This window comes from Sinorhizobium mexicanum, assembly GCF_013488225.1.
Lineage (GTDB): Bacteria > Pseudomonadota > Alphaproteobacteria > Rhizobiales > Rhizobiaceae > Sinorhizobium > Sinorhizobium mexicanum.
Genome location: NZ_CP041238.1, coordinates 1,899,792 through 1,919,657, shown reverse-complemented (window position 1 = coordinate 1,919,657; position 19,866 = coordinate 1,899,792). Strand labels below are relative to the sequence as shown.

Annotated in this window: 23 protein-coding genes; 13 read left to right on the top strand and 10 right to left on the bottom strand. The window is 59.5% G+C overall.

Annotation, left to right across the window (positions count from 1 at the left end):
* Positions 1 to 62: 62 nt before the first annotated feature.
* The 3 genes from tehA to ycaC all read right to left on the bottom strand — a co-directional run bounded on the left by tehA (position 63) and on the right by ycaC (position 3,034).
* Positions 63 to 1,073 (bottom strand): dicarboxylate transporter/tellurite-resistance protein TehA, encoded by a 1,011-nt coding sequence (gene tehA / locus FKV68_RS09055; protein ID WP_180941156.1) that lies wholly within the window; start codon positions 1,071 to 1,073, stop codon positions 63 to 65.
* Positions 1,070 to 2,362 (bottom strand): YbfB/YjiJ family MFS transporter, encoded by a 1,293-nt coding sequence (locus tag FKV68_RS09050; RefSeq protein ID WP_180941155.1) that lies wholly within the window; start codon positions 2,360 to 2,362, stop codon positions 1,070 to 1,072. The genes tehA and FKV68_RS09050 overlap by 4 nt, the downstream gene beginning before the upstream one ends.
* 108 nt (positions 2,363 to 2,470) lie before the next feature.
* Positions 2,471 to 3,034 carry an isochorismate family cysteine hydrolase YcaC gene (gene ycaC, locus FKV68_RS09045; protein WP_245181166.1) on the bottom strand — a complete coding sequence of 188 codons (564 nt, stop codon included), beginning with the start codon at positions 3,032 to 3,034 and terminating at the stop codon, positions 2,471 to 2,473.
* Between ycaC and FKV68_RS09040 the strand changes: the two genes are divergently transcribed.
* The gene (locus FKV68_RS09040; protein WP_180941594.1) at positions 3,023 to 3,394 is read left to right on the top strand and encodes a hypothetical protein; all 372 of its coding nucleotides are present in this window, start codon (positions 3,023 to 3,025) and stop codon (positions 3,392 to 3,394) included. The two genes, ycaC and FKV68_RS09040, sit on opposite strands and share 12 nt — an antisense overlap.
* Positions 3,395 to 3,709: 315 nt before the next feature.
* Here the strand turns inward: FKV68_RS09040 and FKV68_RS09035 are convergent, their stop codons facing one another.
* Complete coding sequence (locus FKV68_RS09035) at positions 3,710 to 4,336, bottom strand: LysE family translocator (protein WP_180941153.1); 627 nt, start codon at positions 4,334 to 4,336, stop codon at positions 3,710 to 3,712.
* Positions 4,337 to 4,712: 376 nt separating this feature from the next.
* Here FKV68_RS09035 and FKV68_RS09030 point away from each other — a divergent pair, with 376 nt between their 5' ends.
* Positions 4,713 to 5,624, top strand: a complete 912-nt coding sequence (locus FKV68_RS09030; protein ID WP_180941152.1) for a helix-turn-helix domain-containing protein — start codon at positions 4,713 to 4,715, stop codon at positions 5,622 to 5,624.
* On the opposite strand, the gene FKV68_RS09025 is transcribed toward FKV68_RS09030, so the two are convergent.
* From FKV68_RS09025 to FKV68_RS09015, 3 genes are read right to left on the bottom strand one after another with little or no spacing between them, the layout of a single operon-like run.
* A complete protein-coding gene (locus FKV68_RS09025; RefSeq protein ID WP_180941151.1) occupies positions 5,621 to 6,124 on the bottom strand; it encodes an SCO family protein in 504 nt (167 codons plus the stop codon). The genes FKV68_RS09030 and FKV68_RS09025 overlap by 4 nt on opposite strands.
* 9 nt (positions 6,125 to 6,133) lie before the next feature.
* Positions 6,134 to 7,672, bottom strand: coding sequence for a linalool dehydratase/isomerase domain-containing protein (locus FKV68_RS09020; RefSeq protein ID WP_180941150.1), 1,539 nt, complete (start codon positions 7,670 to 7,672; stop codon positions 6,134 to 6,136).
* A 2-nt stretch (positions 7,673 to 7,674) separates the two neighbouring features.
* Positions 7,675 to 8,781: an NAD(P)-dependent alcohol dehydrogenase gene (locus tag FKV68_RS09015; protein WP_180941149.1), complete on the bottom strand. Its 1,107-nt coding sequence runs from the start codon at positions 8,779 to 8,781 to the stop codon at positions 7,675 to 7,677.
* 223 nt (positions 8,782 to 9,004) lie between these two features.
* On the opposite strand from FKV68_RS09015, the gene FKV68_RS09010 reads away from it, so the two are divergent.
* The 5 genes from FKV68_RS09010 (at position 9,005) to FKV68_RS08990 (ending at position 12,143) form a co-directional block, all read left to right on the top strand.
* A complete protein-coding gene (locus FKV68_RS09010) occupies positions 9,005 to 9,433 on the top strand; it encodes an OsmC family protein (protein WP_269808446.1) in 429 nt (142 codons plus the stop codon).
* Between the two features lie 53 nt (positions 9,434 to 9,486).
* On the top strand, positions 9,487 to 10,161 hold the full coding sequence (locus tag FKV68_RS09005) for a type 1 glutamine amidotransferase domain-containing protein (RefSeq protein ID WP_180941147.1): 675 nt from the start codon (positions 9,487 to 9,489) through the stop codon (positions 10,159 to 10,161).
* A gap of 63 nt (positions 10,162 to 10,224) precedes the next feature.
* A complete protein-coding gene (locus tag FKV68_RS09000) occupies positions 10,225 to 11,103 on the top strand; it encodes an alpha/beta fold hydrolase (protein ID WP_180941146.1) in 879 nt (292 codons plus the stop codon).
* A 66-nt stretch (positions 11,104 to 11,169) separates the two neighbouring features.
* The gene (locus FKV68_RS08995) at positions 11,170 to 11,895 is read left to right on the top strand and encodes an SDR family NAD(P)-dependent oxidoreductase (protein ID WP_180941145.1); all 726 of its coding nucleotides are present in this window, start codon (positions 11,170 to 11,172) and stop codon (positions 11,893 to 11,895) included.
* Positions 11,896 to 11,909: 14 nt separating this feature from the next.
* Positions 11,910 to 12,143: a tautomerase family protein gene (locus FKV68_RS08990; RefSeq protein ID WP_180941144.1), complete on the top strand. Its 234-nt coding sequence runs from the start codon at positions 11,910 to 11,912 to the stop codon at positions 12,141 to 12,143.
* Between the two features lie 186 nt (positions 12,144 to 12,329).
* Here FKV68_RS08990 and FKV68_RS08985 read toward each other — a convergent pair whose 3' ends face one another.
* Entirely contained in the window at positions 12,330 to 12,980 is a 651-nt protein-coding gene (locus FKV68_RS08985; RefSeq protein ID WP_180941143.1) for an HD domain-containing protein, read from the bottom strand.
* A gap of 425 nt (positions 12,981 to 13,405) precedes the next feature.
* On the opposite strand from FKV68_RS08985, the gene FKV68_RS08980 reads away from it, so the two are divergent.
* The 4 genes from FKV68_RS08980 (at position 13,406) to FKV68_RS08965 (ending at position 16,014) form a co-directional block, all read left to right on the top strand.
* Positions 13,406 to 13,831: a hypothetical protein gene (locus tag FKV68_RS08980; RefSeq protein ID WP_180941142.1), complete on the top strand. Its 426-nt coding sequence runs from the start codon at positions 13,406 to 13,408 to the stop codon at positions 13,829 to 13,831.
* Positions 13,797 to 14,201, top strand: coding sequence for a DUF302 domain-containing protein (locus tag FKV68_RS08975; protein WP_180941141.1), 405 nt, complete (start codon positions 13,797 to 13,799; stop codon positions 14,199 to 14,201). The genes FKV68_RS08980 and FKV68_RS08975 overlap by 35 nt, the downstream gene beginning before the upstream one ends.
* 93 nt (positions 14,202 to 14,294) lie before the next feature.
* The gene (locus FKV68_RS08970) at positions 14,295 to 14,813 is read left to right on the top strand and encodes a Dps family protein (RefSeq protein WP_180941140.1); all 519 of its coding nucleotides are present in this window, start codon (positions 14,295 to 14,297) and stop codon (positions 14,811 to 14,813) included.
* A gap of 358 nt (positions 14,814 to 15,171) precedes the next feature.
* The gene (locus FKV68_RS08965; RefSeq protein WP_180941139.1) at positions 15,172 to 16,014 is read left to right on the top strand and encodes an aldo/keto reductase; all 843 of its coding nucleotides are present in this window, start codon (positions 15,172 to 15,174) and stop codon (positions 16,012 to 16,014) included.
* A gap of 30 nt (positions 16,015 to 16,044) precedes the next feature.
* Here FKV68_RS08965 and FKV68_RS08960 read toward each other — a convergent pair whose 3' ends face one another.
* Positions 16,045 to 16,962, bottom strand: a complete 918-nt coding sequence (locus FKV68_RS08960; RefSeq protein WP_180941138.1) for a helix-turn-helix domain-containing protein — start codon at positions 16,960 to 16,962, stop codon at positions 16,045 to 16,047.
* Between the two features lie 260 nt (positions 16,963 to 17,222).
* Here FKV68_RS08960 and FKV68_RS08955 point away from each other — a divergent pair, with 260 nt between their 5' ends.
* Positions 17,223 to 17,486 carry a ribbon-helix-helix domain-containing protein gene (locus FKV68_RS08955; RefSeq protein ID WP_180941450.1) on the top strand — a complete coding sequence of 88 codons (264 nt, stop codon included), beginning with the start codon at positions 17,223 to 17,225 and terminating at the stop codon, positions 17,484 to 17,486.
* 140 nt (positions 17,487 to 17,626) lie between these two features.
* On the opposite strand, the gene FKV68_RS08950 is transcribed toward FKV68_RS08955, so the two are convergent.
* Entirely contained in the window at positions 17,627 to 18,547 is a 921-nt protein-coding gene (locus FKV68_RS08950; protein ID WP_245181164.1) for an alpha/beta hydrolase, read from the bottom strand.
* Between the two features lie 76 nt (positions 18,548 to 18,623).
* On the opposite strand from FKV68_RS08950, the gene FKV68_RS08945 reads away from it, so the two are divergent.
* A complete protein-coding gene (locus tag FKV68_RS08945) occupies positions 18,624 to 19,685 on the top strand; it encodes a LysR substrate-binding domain-containing protein (protein ID WP_245181162.1) in 1,062 nt (353 codons plus the stop codon).
* Positions 19,686 to 19,866 lie beyond the last annotated feature (181 nt).

Genomic DNA, 19,866 nt, shown 5'->3' with positions numbered 1-19,866 from the left:
CGCGCGACATGAGCTTCCCGCGGCCGGCGGGGCAAAGATGCGATCAAGTCCGACGGCCACCGCTATTCGACTCGCTTCATGCTAAACAAAGCGCCCCGAAGGAGAAGGATCAGGCTCATCACTGCGATGATGCCAACGGTGATGTTGGCAAGCGCAAAGGCGACCTTAGCCAGCTGATATATGGGTTCTCCCGCGTCGCGCTGCGCAAGCTTAATCGCGGAGGTTGCCAACGACGTCGCTCCGAACGTGAATGCCCAATACGACGCCGAAAAGCCCTGTTTCATCACCCAAGGCAGTATCCGGAGCATCAGCAACGTCTGCAATACCGCATACCCGAACATCGTCAGGATCAGGATATCGGGATGTCCCGAGCTTGTGCTGAGATAGGCGACCGACCCGACGGCCGGAGGTGCCAGCTGGATGCCGATGGTCGGTCGAAGCGCGTCAGCAAGTTCGACGGCCGTCAATAACCGGTGGAGCAACACGGACTCGATCGCCAACCAGGAAAACAGACCCGCTCCGAAAGCCATCTGACCGAAAACCGGGCCGGCGAAATGGGTGCCAACGATCGCCGTTACGAACGATCCGGCGACGGTGGGGAGGTATAACACCGCGGTCGTCGTCGACGGATCGCGGCCGCCGTGCCAAAGATCACCTGTGCGCCAGACGCCAAACGCGATCGTGTAGGCGAAGCCGACCCAGAAGAGCGCCTTCGCGCACCCCGGCCACCAGGGCAGCATCGCCCCTGCCGCCAACATCGTGGACACACCGACCAGGCCGACGAAACAGCACTGCACGGGGTGAAAAACCTCCTCGACGGCATCGCCACGGAAGACAAGCCATTTAATAGCGAAAAGCGTTGTCAGCACGATCCAGATTGCGACGGCCGCAATAGCGACTCCGGCTCCGATTTGCTCAGGGAGGCCCCAATACGAAGACGCCGCACGCCAGGAATTCGCAAGTCCGGCAGTCCCCAGGACGATGCCGAACGCCGAAGCTGGCAACAATGGGAGCCGAAGACCTCGCCCACGTTCGAGACCATCCGACGTTGCTTGCGCGGAAGAAGAAGTCATAGATTGGCTCCAGGTTTGCCATGGTCAGTCCGATGCGGCGGAGCAGTGCTTCCCATCACCGGTTCGCCCAGCGGCCAGCGGAAGTACATGTACAGATAGATGAGACTACCCAGCGCAAGCGAGGCGGCGGCGACGACAAGCGCAGCGTTGTATCCGGCTTCCACGGATGCCGCGTTCGACAGCAAGACGGCAACGACGGGCGGACCGGCAATCTGACCAATGCCGTAAAGGGCGGTCAGCATTCCCATGTACCTCGCGGGAGCGTGTGGACGGAGGCGCTGCACTTCCTTGAGCGCGAAGAAGTTGATGGCGGTGAAGGGTAGCCCCACCAAAATGCTGCAGGCGGTGAAGCCGGCAAGAGTCGGCAGAGGAAGGATTATCGTCACGCCGATCGCCTGCGTCACGTAGGCGACGAACAGAAGAATCCTCGGATCAAACCGCTTCGCAACGTTCACAGCTACGACGCAGCCGACGGCGGCCGCCGCGCCGAAGAGCGGCCAGAAGGCGTCTAACCAGATCGACCGGGGAAGCTCGGCATGAGCCATTGCCGGGAGGAAGGTGGCCGTAACGATGTAGCCAAAGCCGGCGAAACCGTAAGCGAGTGCGAATACGACCATTTCCATCCGGTCGATCCGGCCCGCAGCAGGTTCTCCCCGGGCGTTTGCATCCTTCCGAGGCGGAAGCTCGCGGTCCCCCAGCACCGGCCACAATATGAACGTCGCGACAAAGGAAACTGCCGCGAACGCCAGCCACGCGCTCGCGGTCGTCAGGTCGACTGCGAAGAGCTCCCACGCCACGATGCCCGAGAACGCGATACCCAGACCTGGTCCAGTGAAGACAATGCCGCCGAAATGGCTGGCGTCCAACCGCGTTAGATGAGCGAACGCCCAAGCCGAGGTGCCCACAAAGGCGAACGCGCTGAATGCGCCGGCGAGGAAGCGGAAGAAAAGCCATCCGACGGGCCAGTTGATCGCCATCGCCGCCGTGAGCACCGCAGTCGCGATCAAGCTCAATCGTACGAGCACCCCGTTCGGGATCACCCTCGGCGCGCCCGTCAGTAGCATCGCTCCGGTTAGATAGCCGAGATAGTTGGCGCTGGCGAGATTGCTCCCAGCGGCAATGTCCAAAATCTCTTCTTGGGCCATCATCGGCATGAGCGGCGTGAAAGCAAACCGTCCGATGCCCATCGCAACGGCAAGAGACAGTGCTCCGGTTACGGCGACAATTTGGCCCGAACGATGTTTGAGCCGTGGGCTTTGGGCGAGACCGTGATGCGAATGGTGATCCATGTCCCTCATGCTCGGGTCGTGCCGGACGGGTCGGGAGGGCGGTAAACCGCCCTCCCCGCGTCTTCCCACCAAAGGGGTACAGGTCGAGTTGCCGGAGAGTGTCCTGAGCTAGCGCTTCAGGCCGCTGATGAGGTTGCCGTAATCCGGGATGTGTTTCTCGAAGAGAGCCGCGAGGCCTTCGAGCCCATTTCGCCAATCGCGCTGAAGTTCGCACGCGACGGCAAACCAATTGATCAGCTGCGCGCCGGCGTTCGCCATGCGAATGTGGGCGGAATCGCGCGCGACGTTGCTGAAGGTCCCGGATGCGTCAACTACCACGAAGACCTCGTAGCCTTCGGCCAACGCCGAGAGGGTCGGCATCGCCACACAAACGTCGGTTACGATGCCCGCGACGATGATCTGCTTTTTGCCCGTCGCCTTCAGGGTTGTGAGGAATTCCGGATTGTCCCAAGCATTAATCTCACCGGGACGCTTGATCACCGGCGCATCCGGGAGAATTTCCCTCAGTTGTGGGAGGAGCACGCCGTTTGGCCCCTGATCCATGCTCGTCGCCAGAATGGTGGGGAGGCCAAAATACTTTGCAGTGGCCGCGAGAGCCAGGACGTTGTTGCGGAATTCGTCGGGTTGGAAGTCTCTGACGAGCGAAAAGAGACCAGTCTGGTGATCGAGCATCAGAACTACGGCATCTTCCTTACGGATGAAACCCGGGGTGGCGGACATGAAGAACCCTTTCGAAGAGGAACAAGAGAAACCGCCGCAGGTCGCGTCTTAGGGGCTGCCCCCGAACTTGCCGTTCCGCGCCAGTTTCCGAGCGAACATATTCAGGGCTACGCGCCGCCTATTGAACGTCAGACACGATTGTTGAAAGGACGGTGGCGACCTCGAGCCACGGTTCAGCTCCTCAAGCCTATTTCTTTGCTCGAAACCAAAGTGGGGGCCTTTACTTCCGGCGCTTCAAAGGTAACCGACGTGCTCGCTGAACGGGAGGTCTTCGTCCCAGTTCCCAGTCCCGATCCGCTCGCTTTCGCCTGACAGCAGGTCTGCAGGAGGTTGCCTATCCTCCGCGTGCCCATTCGACCTCTCATCGTCAGGGTGTTGCCTATCACTGCCGCCGGCACACTCGCGTTGGTTGCTGTCACGGGTCGCGCCGTTGGCGTCCGCTCTCTCCTTGAGACCTGCCGTGATGGTGGATTGCCGGTGAGCGATCCAAGCCCCATCGGGCTCTCAGGTTATCGAGGTGCTCTCATATATGTTCGCCGGCCTTGAAGAGGACGTCGGCGCGATCTTTTCGACCTTATCAACCATCGTTGCTTATTTTATTCGCGATCTCACGAGTGGGACGGCGTGTCAGTGATGCGCGAGACCGATGAGACGCACCCCCAGACCCGCGATAAGTATGCCGACTGATCGGTCGATGAGCCTTTTCGCGGAATCATATGCACCCTGGACATGGTGCGAAGAAAAACCAAGGGCGACTAAAGCATACCAACCGGTTTCGATCATGAATACGCCGATGGGGATCGTAGCGATGAATTCGGTTGGCGTTTCGGCGGGCAGAAGGCTAGCGAAGACGCTCGCGTAGACCACGATGGTTTTCGGGTTGCTCACCTGAACCAGGAATGCCGAGCGGAAGCTACGCCAGATCGATTTTCCCCCTGATGTCGCCGTGGTCCGCGGCAATGGCGAGCTCGCATGCCGCCACGACTGAATCCCGATGTACACGAGGTACCCGCCGCCGAGGAGCTTCAGCACCACGTCGAGCCACTGGAAGCGCGATAACAGCGATGTCAGCCCGGCCAACGCCAGGACAGAAAACAAGCAGCCACCCAGCCCCATAGCTGCCGCAGCCGCGAGCCCGTCGCTCCGCGAATGCGAGGCAGAGATGCGACTAACGGTAAGAAAGCTGGGACCCGGGCTAATCGCAGCTGCGAGCAGCGCCGACAGGATGGATATGTAGATTGCAACGTAGGACATTTTTCAACGGCCCGGCGTAAATCGCATCGAGGAAATCGCATCACTCGCGGGGAAAGTCTCGTCGAGCGCTTCGTCAAGCAACAGCTCTGTCTCGTTCGCCGGGCCTTTGTGAGTGGTCTCGGTTTTGTCGCCGGCTTCGTCTTCGAAGCGAGGCGATAGCGGTTCATTCGTGTCTTGCTGAGGTGACATCATTGTTCTCCGGCCACTAATGGCTCCGCGACGATATGCCGATCCGTCGATCTGTCTTGTACGTTCCGGACGTTGATTGAATGGCGAAGGCTTGCCACGAGGGAAGCAGCGCTTCAACGATGTACCCCGGTATAATGGACACCAAGCCGCCTTAGCCCGCAAATAAGCGGGCAAAAGGAGGCTGAACATGCAGTACGGAGCCTATGGAGTAGAACTCGCCCGGCGCTTCAACATCGACGACGCGCCGTTCATGCGAACTTCGACGCTGAAATCCGAACAGCTGGCGGCGACCCGCGTGACGACCGGTAGCCGCGGTTCCGGCCTCACCGACTACATTCCGGTGGAGAAAGCCTACATCGTAACGGTAAGGCTCCAGGGGATCGCCAAGTTTGAGTCCTTCCGCGCCGGAAAGCTGACCTGGAAGGGCAGCTGCGAGGCAGGCACGATGAGCATCATGAATTTGCAGGACGAGCCGCAGTTGCATCTGCCGACGTTCTACGACTGCGTCAAATTCTACATCCCGGAGATAATCATTTCGGAACTCGCACAGTCAAACGACATGCCGCAGATACGCGACTTACGATACCTACCCACCGTCTCCGATCCGGCAATGCACACCTTTGCGAAGGTTCTCGCTCCCTTGTTCGGGAAGCCCATTCATGACGGCTCCCTCTTCTTCGACCACGTCGCGATCGCGGCCTACCTGCATCTCGCGCGAACTTACGGCGGGCTCAATCGACCTCTTCCGCAAGCCGGGACATTGGCGGACTGGCAGCTTCGCCGCGCGACCGAATTGCTCGCGTCCTCGGTAGAGGACGGAGTGAGCATCCAGGCGCTTGCCGCGGCATGCGAGCTTCCGGTCGAGCGCTTCCTCCGGGCGTTCAAGAGAAGTACCGGCCTTCCTCCTCATCGTTGGTTGCGAGAGTACAAAATAAAGAAGGCCACCTCCATGTTGCGCGATACGAAGCTAAGCATCTCGGAAATCGCCTATGCCTGCGGATTCTCCGACCAGGCGCACATGACGCGCCTTTTCGTCGCGCTCACGGGCAACACACCGGGCGCTGTCCGCAAGGGTGCCACTGGCTCGCAGCTCGTCTAATCCTCGTCCAGCTGGGCTTCAAAGGTCTGTCGGATACGTTCGCCGATTTCTTCTACTTCGAGGACGGAAGGCCAGTGACTTCGGTATCGACCGCGGCGGTCCAAAAGGTACGTGAGGGCAGTATGAGGCATCTGATACTGCCCCTCTCCTTCGTCGACCCGCCGCGCGAAGACGCCGAAGCCATCCTTCGCGCGGCCGATCTCTGCCTCGTTCCCGGTCAGACCCGTGAACCGTGGGAAACGCGCCTCGAGAAACTCCCGCATCACCGCGGGCGTGTCCCTCGCCGGATCGACGGTGACGTAGAGCGGGTGAATTTCGTCTGCGAGGTCCGGGACAAGAGCGAGAGCCTCGCTTAGCTTGCCGAGATTTCTCGGGCAAACCGCCCTGCAGTTCGTAAAGCCGAAGAACACCAGCATCCATCTGCCTGCATAGCTCGACTGGTCGACTTGCGTCCCGAAATGATCTGTCAAAGCAAATGTGATCGGCGAATCGGACAGCATGTGCGGTTCCTACAAAAGAGCGAGCCTGAAACTGCGGCTCGGGCCGCCGGCGCAATCGAAGCGGATCATTCCGTCGGACGCCGACAAGGTGTCGAAGGCGCTGGAGAGGATTTCGTTGCCCCGACCTAAGGCCACTTCGACGCCGTCGCATCCCAGCGCCCAACGTGCCTCGGAAGGAACGGGGCCGAGACCGACCCTGCCCGTGCCTTTGCGGTCGCGACTGCGTCCCATCGCCAAGTGCAGCGTGCGGTCCGCAGCATCGTAGAAAGCCACGCTGACGTCGATATCGTCAGCTGCCTCCCTAAATGCGGGTTGCTTGAAGCGTTCTTTAGACCACGGCTCGTTGTAGAGCTTCCAGAGACCGTCGGCCACGTTCAGGCGGGAATACCCGAGCAGAACGTTCCCGGTCTGCGGTTCAACCAGGAGACGGCTTCCGAACTCATCGCCTTCCACGTCGTTCCGCGGGTAATACAGGCCCCCGTCACGCCAGTTCGGTGAGAGGTAGCGATCCGCATACCTGAGAAGGCCCGAAAGGGTTTCTTCATCGCCCATCTCCGAAGCCCACGCCGCGACCCAACCAAAATCGCAGTCATCATTCACGACCGTTTCGCCCTTGATTGAAGGGCGGGGGGTGGAACGCACGGACAACAGGCCGTCCGCGGACCCGATGAGGTAGTCCCTCACCTGCCGTGGATAGTTCTCCCTGACGAACTCGCGGTTCCACATGTTCATAAGAGTGCCGAGCCAGGCATCGACCCACGGATAGGCGGCCGCATTGGCCCGGGGGACCCGCGTGTCCTCCGCCAACATGATGTGGTAGTGGCCGTTCTCGCCGATCCTGCCGAATTCTTTCCAGGCGGCTTCGTATTCGCGGGTCACCTCCTCCGCGATCGAGCCGCCGTAGACCAGATCGTGCATGCGGAAACCGAGGATCGCGGGCTGATTGCATATCTGGAATACGCAATTGGGTTCGCAAGCGACGCCGATGTAACCGCTCTTCACCATCATCCAGTAGAGGTGATCATTCAGCGATTTTTGGTCGTACTTGAATTCCTTGGCTTCCCCACCCCAGAAATACGACCAGAACCGGAACGTGAGGGAGCCTTCCTGTTCATAAACGGGGTCATCGAAAAGGTAGTGGTAGAGGAGCGTCAGCGACTGGACATAGGCGCTGTACATGATGTTGTCGCGGCCGACCGGGTCCCATTCTTCCTTGTAATTCCGGGCAAGGTGGGCGTTGAAGACGCTGCCGCCCCGGCTGACGTTGTGCCAGTACATCCAGACTTCCGGGAGCAACAGCTTGTCGATCAGACGCTTCATGATCGGCTGGAAGACCGCGGGAGCTGCCGGCAGCCTATGGCGGTGCACCAGGGCCAGGGCATAGGCCATGTAAGCCAGCTGGAAACGGTAGCCGCCAAAATCGTCCTGCCCGACGCCCCTTCCCTTCATCAGCGACCAGTCGTTGGGGAGCTGGCGGGACAGATTGTCGTAATGCCTGATATGGCCCATCTGGAGGGCATCGAGGCCTTGAGTCTCCCATGTCGTCATTGCTAGTCACCTGCCTTGAGGACCGCCTTGATCGTCGCACCCGTCAGCTGATCCTCGACCGCCCTGTTGATCTGGTCAAATGGATAGGTCTTGATGATCTTGTCGAACGGGAAGCGTCCCTGGACATAAAGTTCGATCATGCGCGGAATGAAGATGTCGGGGACGGAGTTGCCTTCCACGAAGCCGCGTACCGATTGCCCCTGAAGGAGCGTCGGGAACCACGCGACTTCGAGCTTGCGATCGGACGTCGGCGGAACTGCGACCAGCGCGACAGTGCCAAGTTTGCCGAGCCCGAGGATTGCGGCTCCAAGCAGTCCGGCAACGCCGGCACAATCGACGATGAAATCGACGCCGTGAGGCACGATTTCCATGATGGCGGTCCCGAGGTCCGTTACGTTGGATGTGTTGATCGTGTGCGTCGCGCCCAGCTCCCGCGCCATCTCCAGGCGGCTATCGACGCGGTCGACGGCGATGATATCTCCGCATCCGCATACCGCAGCGCCGATAATCGCGGCGAGACCCACCGCGCCGGTGCCAAGAATAACTATGCTCTGGCCGGCCTCTGGCCGTAGACCGTTCATGACCGTCCCTGCCCCGGTCTGGATGCCGCATCCGAGGGGACCGAGAAGATGCAGCGGAATGTCGGTCGGGACCTTGACCGCGTTGCGCTCGGACGCAAGCGCGTGATGCCCGAAGGAAGACTGGCCAAAATACCGCAGGGCCGCGGTTTTACCGTCTGACAGCGACGCGCCCTCTGCGCGCGGCTCCGTCTGGAAATTGAGTTCGGTGAAGTGCTCGCAGTACATCGGATTGCCTGTCTGGCAATGACGGCAGGTGCCGTCCGATGCAGGAGCGAGAACTACGTGATCACCTGGCCTCAGCTTGGTAACCAGCGGTCCCACCTTCTCGACAACGCCCGCTCCCTCATGACCGAAAATCGACGGGAACGGTGCGCCAAGGGTACCATCCCGGCTGGCCAGGTCTGTATGGCAGATGCCCACCCCCGCAATTCGTACAAGGACATCAGCCCCCTCCGGTTCCGGGAGGGTGACTTCCTCCAGTGAGAACGGTGCCTTTTCAGTGCGGGCGACAGCTGCCACGGTTTTCATCGTGAACTCCTAAACATCTCTAGGGCCGGACGTCGGCTCAGTCGCGACGATCCGACTGCTCGCGGAGGATGTATTGGACGAACCGGAATTCCGTTGAACGGTCGGTTTCCAGGCGTGTTCGGCGGTTCAAGAGATCGGTGGTCCGTTCAATAACGTCCGCTGAGGCTGTCGCACCATCTGCACGCGTCCAAATCCAGCGACGCTGAAAATGAAGGAGACGACAGTGCGTATAGTTCGGTCCGCGTCCGTAACCTGGACAGGCGGTATGAAAGACGGCGTGGGAGCCGTATCGACCGACAGCGGTGCGCTCGAGGGATACCCATACGGCTTCGGAAGCCGTTTCGAAGGTGTTCAGGGCACCAATCCCGAGGAACTGATAGCAGCGGCCCACGCGAGCTGCTTCACGATGGCCCTCGCGATGATGCTGGCAAAGGCCAACCACACCGTGGTGAAGCTCGAGACCGAAGCTCGCGTCGCGCTCGAGAGCGCGGGGGACGGGTTCGCCATCACTTCCAGCCGCCTCAAGCTGAAAGGGCAAGTCACCGGTCTCGATATCGCTGGGCTGACGGCGATCGCCAACGAGGCAAAGGCCGGATGCCCGGTTTCAAAGGTTTTGAACACGGACGTCGTCCTCGAAGTCACGGCCGCCTGACGCCGTGCGCTTCGTTGCGCCTTCCAAGCAACAACCAGTCAAAGGACAAAGCTATGAAGATTCTGATGGTTCTCACGTCGCACGACACGCTCGGCGACACCGGCAAGAAGACCGGGTTCTGGCTCGAGGAGTTCGCGGCTCCGTATTACACCTTCCTCGACGCCGGCGCGGAGATCACCCTGGCGTCGCCGAAGGGCGGCCAGCCGCCGATCGATCCCAAGAGCGACACGCCGGAAGGGCAGACCGAGCTGACGGAGCGCTTCAAGGCCGATCCGGCCACCCAGGGTGTACTCGCCAACACCAAGCCTCTGTCCGAAGTCAATTCCGGCGACTTCGACGCGATCTTCTACCCCGGCGGTCACGGGCCGATGTGGGACCTCGCCGAAGATGAGACGTCCATCAAGCTGATCGGCGAATTCTACAACGAGGGCAAGCCGGTCGGCGCGGTATGTCATGCACCCGCCGTCCTGCACCGCGTCGAAATCGGCGGCAAGCCACTCGTCAGCGGCAAGCGTGTCTCGGGCTTCACCAACACCGAGGAAGAGGCCGTTCACCTCACCAACGTGGTTCCGTTCCTCGTCGAGGACGAACTGAAGCGGCTCGGCGGGAAGTACGAGAAGGTCGACGACTGGCAGGTTCTCGCGATCACGGACGGCCATCTCGTGACCGGCCAGAATCCCGCGTCTTCTGCCGAGGCCGCGCGCCAGGTTCTCGCCCTCCTCAATTGATTCCCTCGAGGTCGGCCGAGAAACCTCGGTCGGCTCCCCAACCCAGCGGAGTGTCAAATGCTGATGAACGCTTCTAAGGCCATCCCTGTTACTCACCACCGGACCGCTACCGTGGACGGTCTTGAGATTTTTTACCGCGAGGCCGGCCCGGCGGACGCCCCCGCAGTCGTCCTGCTGCACGGTTTTCCAAGCTCGTCCCACATGTACCGCAACTTGATCCCCGCTCTCGCGGACGAGTACCATGTGATCGCTCCGGATCTTCCGGGTTTTGGCCTTTCGGCGATGCCGCCACGCGAGGAATTTGACTACGGGTTCGCCGGCTTCGCCAACGTTGTCAACGGCTTGCTCGAGCAACTGCAAGTAAATCGTTATGTTCTCTACGTCATGGACTACGGCGCGCCGACTGGCTTCCGCCTCGCGTTGATGCATCCTGACCGCGTGGCGGGCATCGTGTCCCAAAACGGAAACGCGTACGAGGACGGCCTCCAGAAGTTCTGGGACCCGATCAAGGCTCTCTGGAAGGACAACTCGAAGGAAAACCGGGACGCCCTTCGCCCGTTCATGACGCTGGAGATCACCAAGTTCCAGTACGTCGACGGCGTCAAGGACATCAGCCGAATCGACCCGTCCAACTGGATCGTCGACCAGCATTTTCTCGATCGGCCGGGCAACGTCGAAATCCAACTCGGTCTCTTCTACGATTACCGGAAGAACGTCGAGCTTTACCCGGCGTTTCAGAAGTTCTTCCGGGAGCATCGCCCGCCCACGCTTCTGGTCTGGGGCGCGAACGACAGCATCTTCCCCGCCGAAGGCGCGAAAGCCTTCTTGCGCGACAATCCGGGTGCCGAACTTCATCTGCTCGACAGCGGCCATTTCGCGTTCGAAGACAAGGCCGATGAAATCGTCCCGCTGATGCGCGATTTCCTGAGCCGCGTCTACTGATCAAGCCCAATTCAGCTCTGAAACGCGGCCACCGAGCGTGGTCGCGCCTTTCACAATGGAGAAAACATGAGCATCGAAACTAAAGTCGCCATCGTCACCGGCGCGTCCCAGGGGATCGGAGCCGGCATCGTCGCCGGATATCGCAAGCGGGGATGGAATGTCGTCGCAAACTCGAGAAACATATCGCAGGATGTCTACGGCGCGGACAGCGGCGTAGCCGCCGTCGCCGGCGACGTTGCCGATCCGCAGACAGCGGCCCGTCTTGTCGAAACTGCCATCGAACGGTTCGGCCGGGTGGACACGTTGGTCAACAACGCCGGCATTTTCATCGCCAAGCCGTTCACCGACTACACCGCCGAAGACTTCACAAGGAAGATTGCGGTCAACGTCGCGGGCTTCTTTTTCATCACACAAGCATTCATCGCCCAGCTCAAGAAGCTGAACGCCAAGGGGCACGTGGTCAGCATCACCACGACGATCGTCGACCAGCCGATCAACGGGGTGCCGGCGGTTCTAGCCTCCGTGACGAAAGGCGGCATCGATTCCGCGACCCGCGGTCTCGCGATCGAATATGCATCCTCCGGCATTCGCGTGAACGCCGTCTCCCCCGGCATTATCAAGACACCGCTCCACGCGCCGGAGACCCACGAGATGTTGGCTGGGCTGCATCCGGTCGGTCGGATGGGCGAAATCGAGGAAATCGTTCAGGCAGTCCTTTACCTCGAGGATGCCTCGTTCGTGACCGGCGAGACCCTTCACGTCGACGGCGGCCAGCACGCCGGGCACTGGTGAGGAGACGAACACAGATGCCGTATATCAATGTCAAGTTCACCAAGGGCAGCGCGACGCCTGAACAGAAGGCAAAAATCATCGAAGGCATGACCAACGTCCTGCGCGATGTCATCGACAAAGCCCCGGCCGCCACCTGGGTCGTCATTGACGAGGTCGAATTCGAAGATTGGGGCGTCGGCGGGCTTCCGGTTCTTGACTATTGGGAGAAGACGGGCATCAGCGCGTCGGCTAGCCAGAACAGAAACTGAGTGATCGGATTGCGATGAACTATCGGCAGTCAGACGAGCGGGGTCGAAAGGCCCCGTTCTGCATTTTGGCATTCTGCCACTGACTGTGCGCCGCTTCCGCCCCGCACGAAACACAAAAAACGCCGCCCAGATCACCGAGCGACGCCATAAAACATGCTGATTTGCCCTATTTCCAGCGGGGACCGATCAGCTTTCCCATTTGGAATTGAGGATCGTATCGACGAAATTCCAACGCTTGAACGTCGGGTCCATCGCTTCGAGGACGTCAGCCTTCACGTTTCCGGCCGTGGTATGCGGCTTGCGGATCGTTCCGTAGCAGAACGCGGAGAGAATGCCGTGTTTGAACTTCAGCCCGCGCGGATGGCAGGCGCACACCTCTTGCCGCTGCTCGTCGGTAAAATCGTCGTAGGCGATGCCAAGGACGTCCATTTCGACGCCTGCCGTAACCAAGGCGACGACGGGCCGTTTGTGTTGAGGGATGCCGGGGGTGGTATGCAACGCAATGGAGTCCCACACATCGTCGATGTCACGCTCGGAAATGTCGTAGGAATGCAGGAAGTTCTTCGCGGCGTTCGCGCCGTCCACCTCGAAACGCTCGGTTTCGCTGGCATGGGAGTCGATCAGTCCCATGTCGTGGAACATCGCGCCGATATAGAGCAGTTCCGGATCGTACTTCAGTCCTCGTCGTTCGCCGGTCAACGCTCCGAAGAGGAACACGCGCCGTGAGTGATGATAAAGCAGGTCAGTCTCCGTATCGCGCACGAGAGCTGTCGCGTCGCGCGCCATTTGGCTGTCCGGAATGCGGATTCCGGCGATTGTCTCAAGTTTGTCGAGCATCAGTAGGTCCTTCCTCGATCCGTGGGTCGTTGGCGTAAGGTCTCCCGGAAGACGTGGGCTGCACCCGTGATTACTGGGATAGTCGATTTTCCCGCCGGTAGCCGCGGCTTGTCCGGGAGGGATTCCGCCGCCCGCTTCATCTACGCCGTTCAAGCCGCGGGGGATTGCACACAGCAGTCATCCGTTGACTGCCACGGAAATGGCTTGGCGGACGTAGCAGGACAGCCCGTTCAAAGAGAGCGACGGCCGTTCAATAGCGAGTTTGGAACGGAACGTAGTGTGGGACACGCGACGGGATGCTCGGGGAGTTCCGAGCTACTTGGGCTGCCTTGTCTCCACATTGCCCCGTCGGCGCGTAAGGACTTCCAATGCATCGTTCGACCGCATCAGCGTCAGCTATCCACTTTCCATGTTTCTACGAGGTGATGGAGACAGCCGTTCGCGATTTACTGGCGAACAAAGTCGTCAGCGTCCCAGTCGCAGCCAAGGCTGAGATTGCGCTGATAGCTGCACCGGAAGCGGTCGCTGATGGTAGGAGCAACACGATTCTCCCACTGACGCCCTGGGAAACGCGATGCCGAGCTTTAATAGGTCTCCTCGACCGGTATCGGATCGTGACGACCGAAGAGCTAACCGAGCGCGTCGCCACGGCGAGGTTTGGAAAGCTTGGCCCCTACGAGCGTTGCATATCTGGTGTCTCAGACGTTCTGCTGGCTAAAGGCATTCTCCATCCGAGTGACCTGGCGCTAAGCATGGCAGACGTGGAAATGCGCGCCGTCGCCATACCTGCAGGCTCTGACAAGACGGAGGATGCCAATGCTGCCGGCCAGGCCTGCAAACTCGACGATTAGCCACCTTTCGTTCGAGCAAACCCTGGCACGGCTCCGTCAGGCGATCGTAAGGCGTCAACTCAAGGTTTTCGCCATGATCGACTTCGCGGCGGATGCCTGGAGTGCCGATATGGAACTGCGGCCGACCACCATGATCATGTTCGGGAACCCAGCGATAGGCACTCGCCTCTTGCAGGATGACCAAACCACCGCACTCGATCTGCCCCTGAAAATGCTCGTCTATCAGACCAGCCGCGGCGAGGTTCGGATCACGTACATCGATCCTGTCGTCATAGCCGAACGACACGGCCTGGGTGTCGAAGCTCGCCGTGCCGCCGCTCTGATGCGCCATCTGCTGACCGACGTCGCCGCGGAGGCGGCGACCAAATAGCGTTCAACGTTTCGCTGCTTTCTCCAAGAAAGTCCCTCGCGACCGCGCGAATTTGCAACGTAGCTACTAACCACAATTGGAAAGACAAACAAAATGGATCGCCTCGACCTGGAAACCCGCCGCACGTCGCCGCTTCGCACCCCCACCCATCTGCTCTCGAATGCGACGATCGACCTGTCCGCCGCACTCAACGCTCTTCTGGCGGACGTTTTCGCAATCTACCTCAAGACGAAGAACTTCCACTGGCGTTTGTTCGGCCCGAACTTCCGCGATCTCCACCTGATGCTCGATGACCAGGCTGGGCAGCTTATCGGCATGACCGACGTCATCGCAGAGCGCGTCCGCAAACTCGGCGGCATCACCGTTCACTCCATCGGTGAAATCAGTCGCCTCCAGCGCGTGACGGACAATGACGCCCATTTCGTCACGCCCGATGACATGCTTGCCGAACTCCGCGAGGACAATGGCGAGTTGGCACAGCGTATGAAGCAACTCCACACCTTGTGCGACGAACACGGCGACCTCGCGACGGCGAGCCTTCTGGAAAACTGGCTCGACGAGACGGAGGGGCGGATTTGGTTCCTGTTCGAAAGCGGTCGTAGCGACGTGTGACCCACCGCTCCTTCCGAAGCGCCTGTTTTCCGCGAGCGACTGTTCACACAAGATGAACAATGTGCTCAAGGCAACGCTGCTTGTGCCAGCGCCGGACCACAGCCAAATCGTAGGCAACATGGAGCCTATGATGAAACTTGATTGCCGACAGCCATCCACCCTCGAATACGATCAGCACCTGAGACGCCAAGTCGAATTGAGAAAACGACCCGCGCACCACATCGGGGCGTCACTGGGACTGTTCCTATGTGCCCTCGCCGCGATGTTTTGCATGACTTAGCCGAGAGCGTGTCGGTGAAGTGCGGTGGCTCTCTTCACCCAGGAACACCGAGGGTCGCAGTGACAAAAGGAAAGAACCATGCAGGAAGTACCTGTGCACACGTTGCGGGATGGCAGATCGATCCCGGCGCTCGGTTTCGGTGTTTGGCAGATCGAGCCCGACGCGACCGAACGCGCCGTAGCGGCCGCGATCTCCTCCGGATATCGGTCATTCGATACCGCCGAGGCTTATTTCAATGAGGAAAAGGTCGGGAACGCCCTCAGGCGGTCCGGGCTCAGGCGGGAGGAGTACTTCCTGACGACCAAGGTGTGGAACACGAACCACGGCTACTCGACTACCTTGGCCGCGTTCGATGCCAGCATGCGACGCCTTGGCGTCGAGCAGCTCGACCTCTATCTCCTTCACTGGCCATCGAGGGTCCGCGGCCTTTACGTTGAGACATGGCAAGCGCTCATCAGGCTGCAGCAGGAAGGGCGCGTTCGTTCAATCGGAGTCAGCAACTTCTCGGTGCCGCAACTCTCGAGGTTGATCTCGGAAACAGGAATCATTCCTGCCGTCAATCAAGTGGAGTTGCATCCCCGCTTCCAACAACGAGAATTGCGGAGTTTTCACCAAAGGTTCCAGATCGCCACGCAGTCCTGGTCACCGTTGGGAATGTGGAAGAATGGAAGGCCTTCGATCCTCAATCCCACTATCCAGGCGATAGCTCGGGAGCACGGCAAGACGCCTGCGCAGGTGGTGCTTAGATGGCACCTTCAAGAGGGCCTGATCCCGCTGACCCGATCGGTGAACGGCAAGCACATTGCCGAAAACTTCGACGTCTTTGATTTCGAGCTGAGCCAGGAAGATATGCGCAGCATGCGATCACTGGACGATCCAGCGGGTCGTCTTGGCCCGAATCCCGACACGGCGGAGTTTTGACGGGCGGGACAAGCTGGGCTGTGGGCCAAATTAAAGCCCTCGTCTTGCCTGACGCCATGCAGCGGGCGTTAAGCCTGTCGCTGCCGAGAACGATCGGGTGAAATGACTTTGATCTGCGAAACCGCATTCGAACGCCACTTCGGTGAGAGAGAGCTTTGTGGCGAAGAGACGATGTTTGGAGAGTTCGATACGTTGTGATCGAGCCCACTTCATCGGAGACATGCCGCATGTCCGCTCGAACGCTTTTGCAAACCGGGCGGGCGGGAGGCCGCACTCCGCCGCAATGGCTTCAATGGTAACGCCGTTCGCGGGTATCATCGAAAGCAGTTCCTTGGCTTTTCTCGTGCGCGTCGGACTGAGTCGTTCGGCATTCACGCGGGTGACCGTCTGTTTGCCGGCGTATCTCGTAAGCACATGCCAGGAGACTGCCATTGCAAGATGGCCGAGGTAGATCGCCTCCGCGGGCACCTGCCCGTTCAGCATTGGAAGGAACAGCAACGCCAGTCCATGGAGCTCCTCATCGTCCCTGCCTGTCGATACGTCGAGGTCGAATTCGCCGCTATCACCTTCTACCTCCAGTAATTCGCGGAGACGGGGACGTGACAGGTAGAAATGAACCCCCTCAGGTGCTGTCGGGAGATATTCGCGTTCACAGTCGCGGAGATCAAGTACGGCGATGCTGGCCTCTCTGACCGGCTCCTGCTTCACGAGACGGCAACCGTCCCAAAGTTGATATGCAGGGTTGGAGACCAGATGGCTCGTTATGAGATAGGCATCCTCACCCTGTTCTAGGTGTCGCGTCGGACCCTTTATGTCGTCCCTCACTGCCTGGTGGATGGCTGCAACGGAATGCCCTTGCTCCGTGATGGTGCTGTGAACGACGCGCTCTCTTGTGTACCGTCCCCAAGCGCGCATTCCGAACGTAGATGCAAGCGATTGCCCGAGCATGAAACCCTCCGGGGAAGTGACCATGCTCCGGACTTTAGCTCTCCCGCGTCCTGGACTCATTTATACGCGGGTATGAATGTCTGTAAGCGGTGCTCCGATCACACCTTGACGCAAATGCCGGTTCAATTTCAAAGACCAGCGGCCATGAAAGCTATGGCAACTGTGCGCCAGGACCGGTCGTAGAAAAATACATGATTACCGGGCCCATTTATGATATTTGGCGCTACGAAAAGCAGACTCGGTTCGCTGGAGATCAACTGATGAGTGTCAAATCGTCGATCTCGCTAACCGACCAGCAGGATGCTTTTGCCCGTTCGCTGGTGAAGAGCGGCCAGTATTCCAGCATGAGTTCCGTTCTTCAGCAGGGCCTAGAACTTCTCTGCCAAAAGATTGAAGCTGAGGCGGTCGTAACGGAAGCGCTTCGCGACCTGCTCCAGCGTCGTTTGAAAGGTCCGACGATTTCCACCGCAGAACTGGAAAGCCGCGTCGACGCAATGATTGAGCGAAAGCGGCGGTCTGTCTAACCGTTGACCGTTTCGGGGCCGACGGCCGAGCGTCCGCTGCCAAGACACCCAACAGGAAAAGCGGACATCGAAGTTCTTGCCGCCAAGGGCTGAATGGCCCAAAGCCGTCATCGGACTTGCTTGTCGTGCTTGGCTGACCGTCAACCGAGCTTGCTGTGGAAGTGCGACGCAACCCGGTCAGCAGCCTGGCGCACTGTCTCGGCTTGGTCGTAAAAGTCGTAGTGTTTTCCCTCTGTCCAATGTGATTCTTTCGGACCCGCCAAAAGGCCATACATTTTGCGAGCCTGATCAGGGAACGCTGCGCCATCTGAGTGAACTACGAGAGCTGGTGCCGTAACATGCGGAGCCTGGGCCAAAGGATCAAACGCGAGCCAGGGCTCCCACGCCATAACTGCAAACTCGTTGCGCCAGGCGCGAACGCTCCCGCCGCGTGAATGATCCATATAGTATTCGTTGGGGCCGGAGCTCACCGCAGTTTTGTCGTTCGGCATATAGGCGAAGACCGTTTGGATTACCCCTTCGTCGTCATAGCGCTTACGCGCCTCTCGACTTGCCGCGATCCGGCTGTCGATACCCTCTTTGCCGCCGAACATCTTCGACACCAGTTCCGGGTCGGAGAAAAAACCTGCGACAGTGGCTAACGCGCCCACATTGGGGTCCTTCGCAGCCGTGTAAAGAGCCGTGCCGCCGGACGTGCAAATTCCGAGGATACCGGTCCCGGCGACTTCGCTACGTTTCTTCAGGTACCGCAAGGCGGCCGACAAGTCCTCTGCCTTTGAAGCTTGGTCCTCGAACTGCCGCATCGCACCGCTACTCTCGCCGTAATTGCGATAGTCAATTGCGAGCGCAATGATGCCGCGCCGGGCAAGCTCGCCGGCATAATTTCCGCCCATCTGCTCCTTCACCGAGGTTAGCGAACCGCCGACCGCCACGGCTGGATAGCGGCGCGATGGATCATGTCCCTCTGGAAGATAAAGATTGGCTACGACGAACCCGTCCCCGCTCTCGAAGCTGACTTTTTCAGGCACTGGTTGGGTTCGTTCGGTAAGTGTCAGTGCCATGGTGTTTTCCCCTGCGCTGAGGAGGACGGCAGTCGCACCAACAGCAAGACCGAGGTTCCGGCGGGTAATCGATGTAATGGGCATTGGCGGCGCGTCCTCATTATTCGCTCAAATAATATTTGGTGGAATCCAGTTTGATAATCTGGAAAAATATGAAAGGGTTTTTAAGGTAGACTTGATAATGCGAGCGGACCTACTGGATGGAATAGTCGTCTTTACCCGTGTCGCGGAACGACGCAGTTTTACCGCTGCTGCGCTTGAACTCGGCGTGACGCCTGCTGCAATCAGTTGGACGGTCAAGCAACTGGAAGCGCGTGTGGGCGCGCCGCTTTTCACCCGCACAACACGATCTGTCGGCCTTACCCAAGCGGGACAACTTTTTTTGGAGCAGGCTACAGCGGGCATCGCCTACGTTGAAGCTGCATATGAGGCGGCTCAGCGCCTCAGTGATAACCCAAGAGGACTGCTGCGGCTGAGCGTACCCTATGTGGCGCAGACGCTTATCGAGCCCATGCTCAAGGGATTTACTGACGCATACCCGGACATCGAACTCGAACTGGTCTTTGAGGACCGTTTTGTCGATGTCGCCGGAGAAGGCTATGATGCAGGCATCAGGGTCGGGGAAATGATCGCACAGGATATGGTGGCCGTACGGCTCACCCAAGCTTCTCCGAGGGTGGTTGTGGGGTCACCTGCTTACTTTGCAGATCGCGGGAAGCCTCTGCGGCCGGAAGAGCTTGAGCATCATGCCTGTATCAATATTCGCCTCGCCGGAGGCGCGGTCTACCGGTGGGATTTTGTGGAGCCCTCTGAGGAGAGCGACACCAGAGCCTTCTCGATGGATGTGAAGGGGCCTTTAACCGTTAACGGGCCTGGAACTTCTCTTGCTGCTGCGCAGGCGGGGACAGGCCTGGCCTATAACATCGGTGTTGTTGTCGAACCGCTGATACGGCAGGAACTGCTTGAAACGTGCCTTGAAACCTTCATGCCCACTAGTCCTGGCTTTTTCATCTTCTTTCCTAGCCGTAAACAGATGCTGCCGAAGCTCCGCGCATTCGTGGATTATTGGCAGCAGTCCACCAGCCTCATGCAAAACCATCTCACGCAGAAATCTGAGTCGCGTCTCCACGATCGCTAACTATGTTGAACGACCGCTTATGGCGCTAAGGGACGTAACCCCGGCCAAAACAATGTCCGCTTCAAGGCCGACCCGACCACGGCATCTATGACCGACTTGGGGCGCAAAGCGGGTCGCCGCGCAGGACCACGGCGGGTGGCATTTGCTACATAGTTCCGTATGCGCCCCCTCGTCACCCCGA

Coding starts and splice junctions, on each gene's coding strand:
- FKV68_RS09035 (WP_180941153.1), bottom strand. CDS start 4,336: ATGTCCTACGTTGCAATCTACATATCCATCCTGTCGGCGCTGCTCGCA.
- FKV68_RS08945 (WP_245181162.1), top strand. CDS start 18,624: ATGGGCATTGGCGGCGCGTCCTCATTATTCGCTCAAATAATATTTGGT.
- FKV68_RS09030 (WP_180941152.1), top strand. CDS start 4,713: ATGCAGTACGGAGCCTATGGAGTAGAACTCGCCCGGCGCTTCAACATC.
- FKV68_RS08965 (WP_180941139.1), top strand. CDS start 15,172: ATGCAGGAAGTACCTGTGCACACGTTGCGGGATGGCAGATCGATCCCG.
- FKV68_RS08980 (WP_180941142.1), top strand. CDS start 13,406: ATGGAGACAGCCGTTCGCGATTTACTGGCGAACAAAGTCGTCAGCGTC.
- tehA (WP_180941156.1), bottom strand. CDS start 1,073: ATGACTTCTTCTTCCGCGCAAGCAACGTCGGATGGTCTCGAACGTGGG.
- FKV68_RS09015 (WP_180941149.1), bottom strand. CDS start 8,781: ATGAAAACCGTGGCAGCTGTCGCCCGCACTGAAAAGGCACCGTTCTCA.
- FKV68_RS08990 (WP_180941144.1), top strand. CDS start 11,910: ATGCCGTATATCAATGTCAAGTTCACCAAGGGCAGCGCGACGCCTGAA.
- FKV68_RS09020 (WP_180941150.1), bottom strand. CDS start 7,672: ATGACGACATGGGAGACTCAAGGCCTCGATGCCCTCCAGATGGGCCAT.
- FKV68_RS08950 (WP_245181164.1), bottom strand. CDS start 18,547: ATGGCACTGACACTTACCGAACGAACCCAACCAGTGCCTGAAAAAGTC.
- FKV68_RS09005 (WP_180941147.1), top strand. CDS start 9,487: ATGAAGATTCTGATGGTTCTCACGTCGCACGACACGCTCGGCGACACC.
- FKV68_RS08975 (WP_180941141.1), top strand. CDS start 13,797: ATGCTGCCGGCCAGGCCTGCAAACTCGACGATTAGCCACCTTTCGTTC.
- FKV68_RS08995 (WP_180941145.1), top strand. CDS start 11,170: ATGAGCATCGAAACTAAAGTCGCCATCGTCACCGGCGCGTCCCAGGGG.
- FKV68_RS08955 (WP_180941450.1), top strand. CDS start 17,223: ATGAGTGTCAAATCGTCGATCTCGCTAACCGACCAGCAGGATGCTTTT.
- FKV68_RS08970 (WP_180941140.1), top strand. CDS start 14,295: ATGGATCGCCTCGACCTGGAAACCCGCCGCACGTCGCCGCTTCGCACC.
- FKV68_RS09050 (WP_180941155.1), bottom strand. CDS start 2,362: ATGGATCACCATTCGCATCACGGTCTCGCCCAAAGCCCACGGCTCAAA.
- FKV68_RS08960 (WP_180941138.1), bottom strand. CDS start 16,962: ATGCTCGGGCAATCGCTTGCATCTACGTTCGGAATGCGCGCTTGGGGA.
- FKV68_RS09000 (WP_180941146.1), top strand. CDS start 10,225: ATGAACGCTTCTAAGGCCATCCCTGTTACTCACCACCGGACCGCTACC.
- FKV68_RS08985 (WP_180941143.1), bottom strand. CDS start 12,980: ATGCTCGACAAACTTGAGACAATCGCCGGAATCCGCATTCCGGACAGC.
- FKV68_RS09025 (WP_180941151.1), bottom strand. CDS start 6,124: ATGCTGTCCGATTCGCCGATCACATTTGCTTTGACAGATCATTTCGGG.
- ycaC (WP_245181166.1), bottom strand. CDS start 3,034: ATGCTCGATCACCAGACTGGTCTCTTTTCGCTCGTCAGAGACTTCCAA.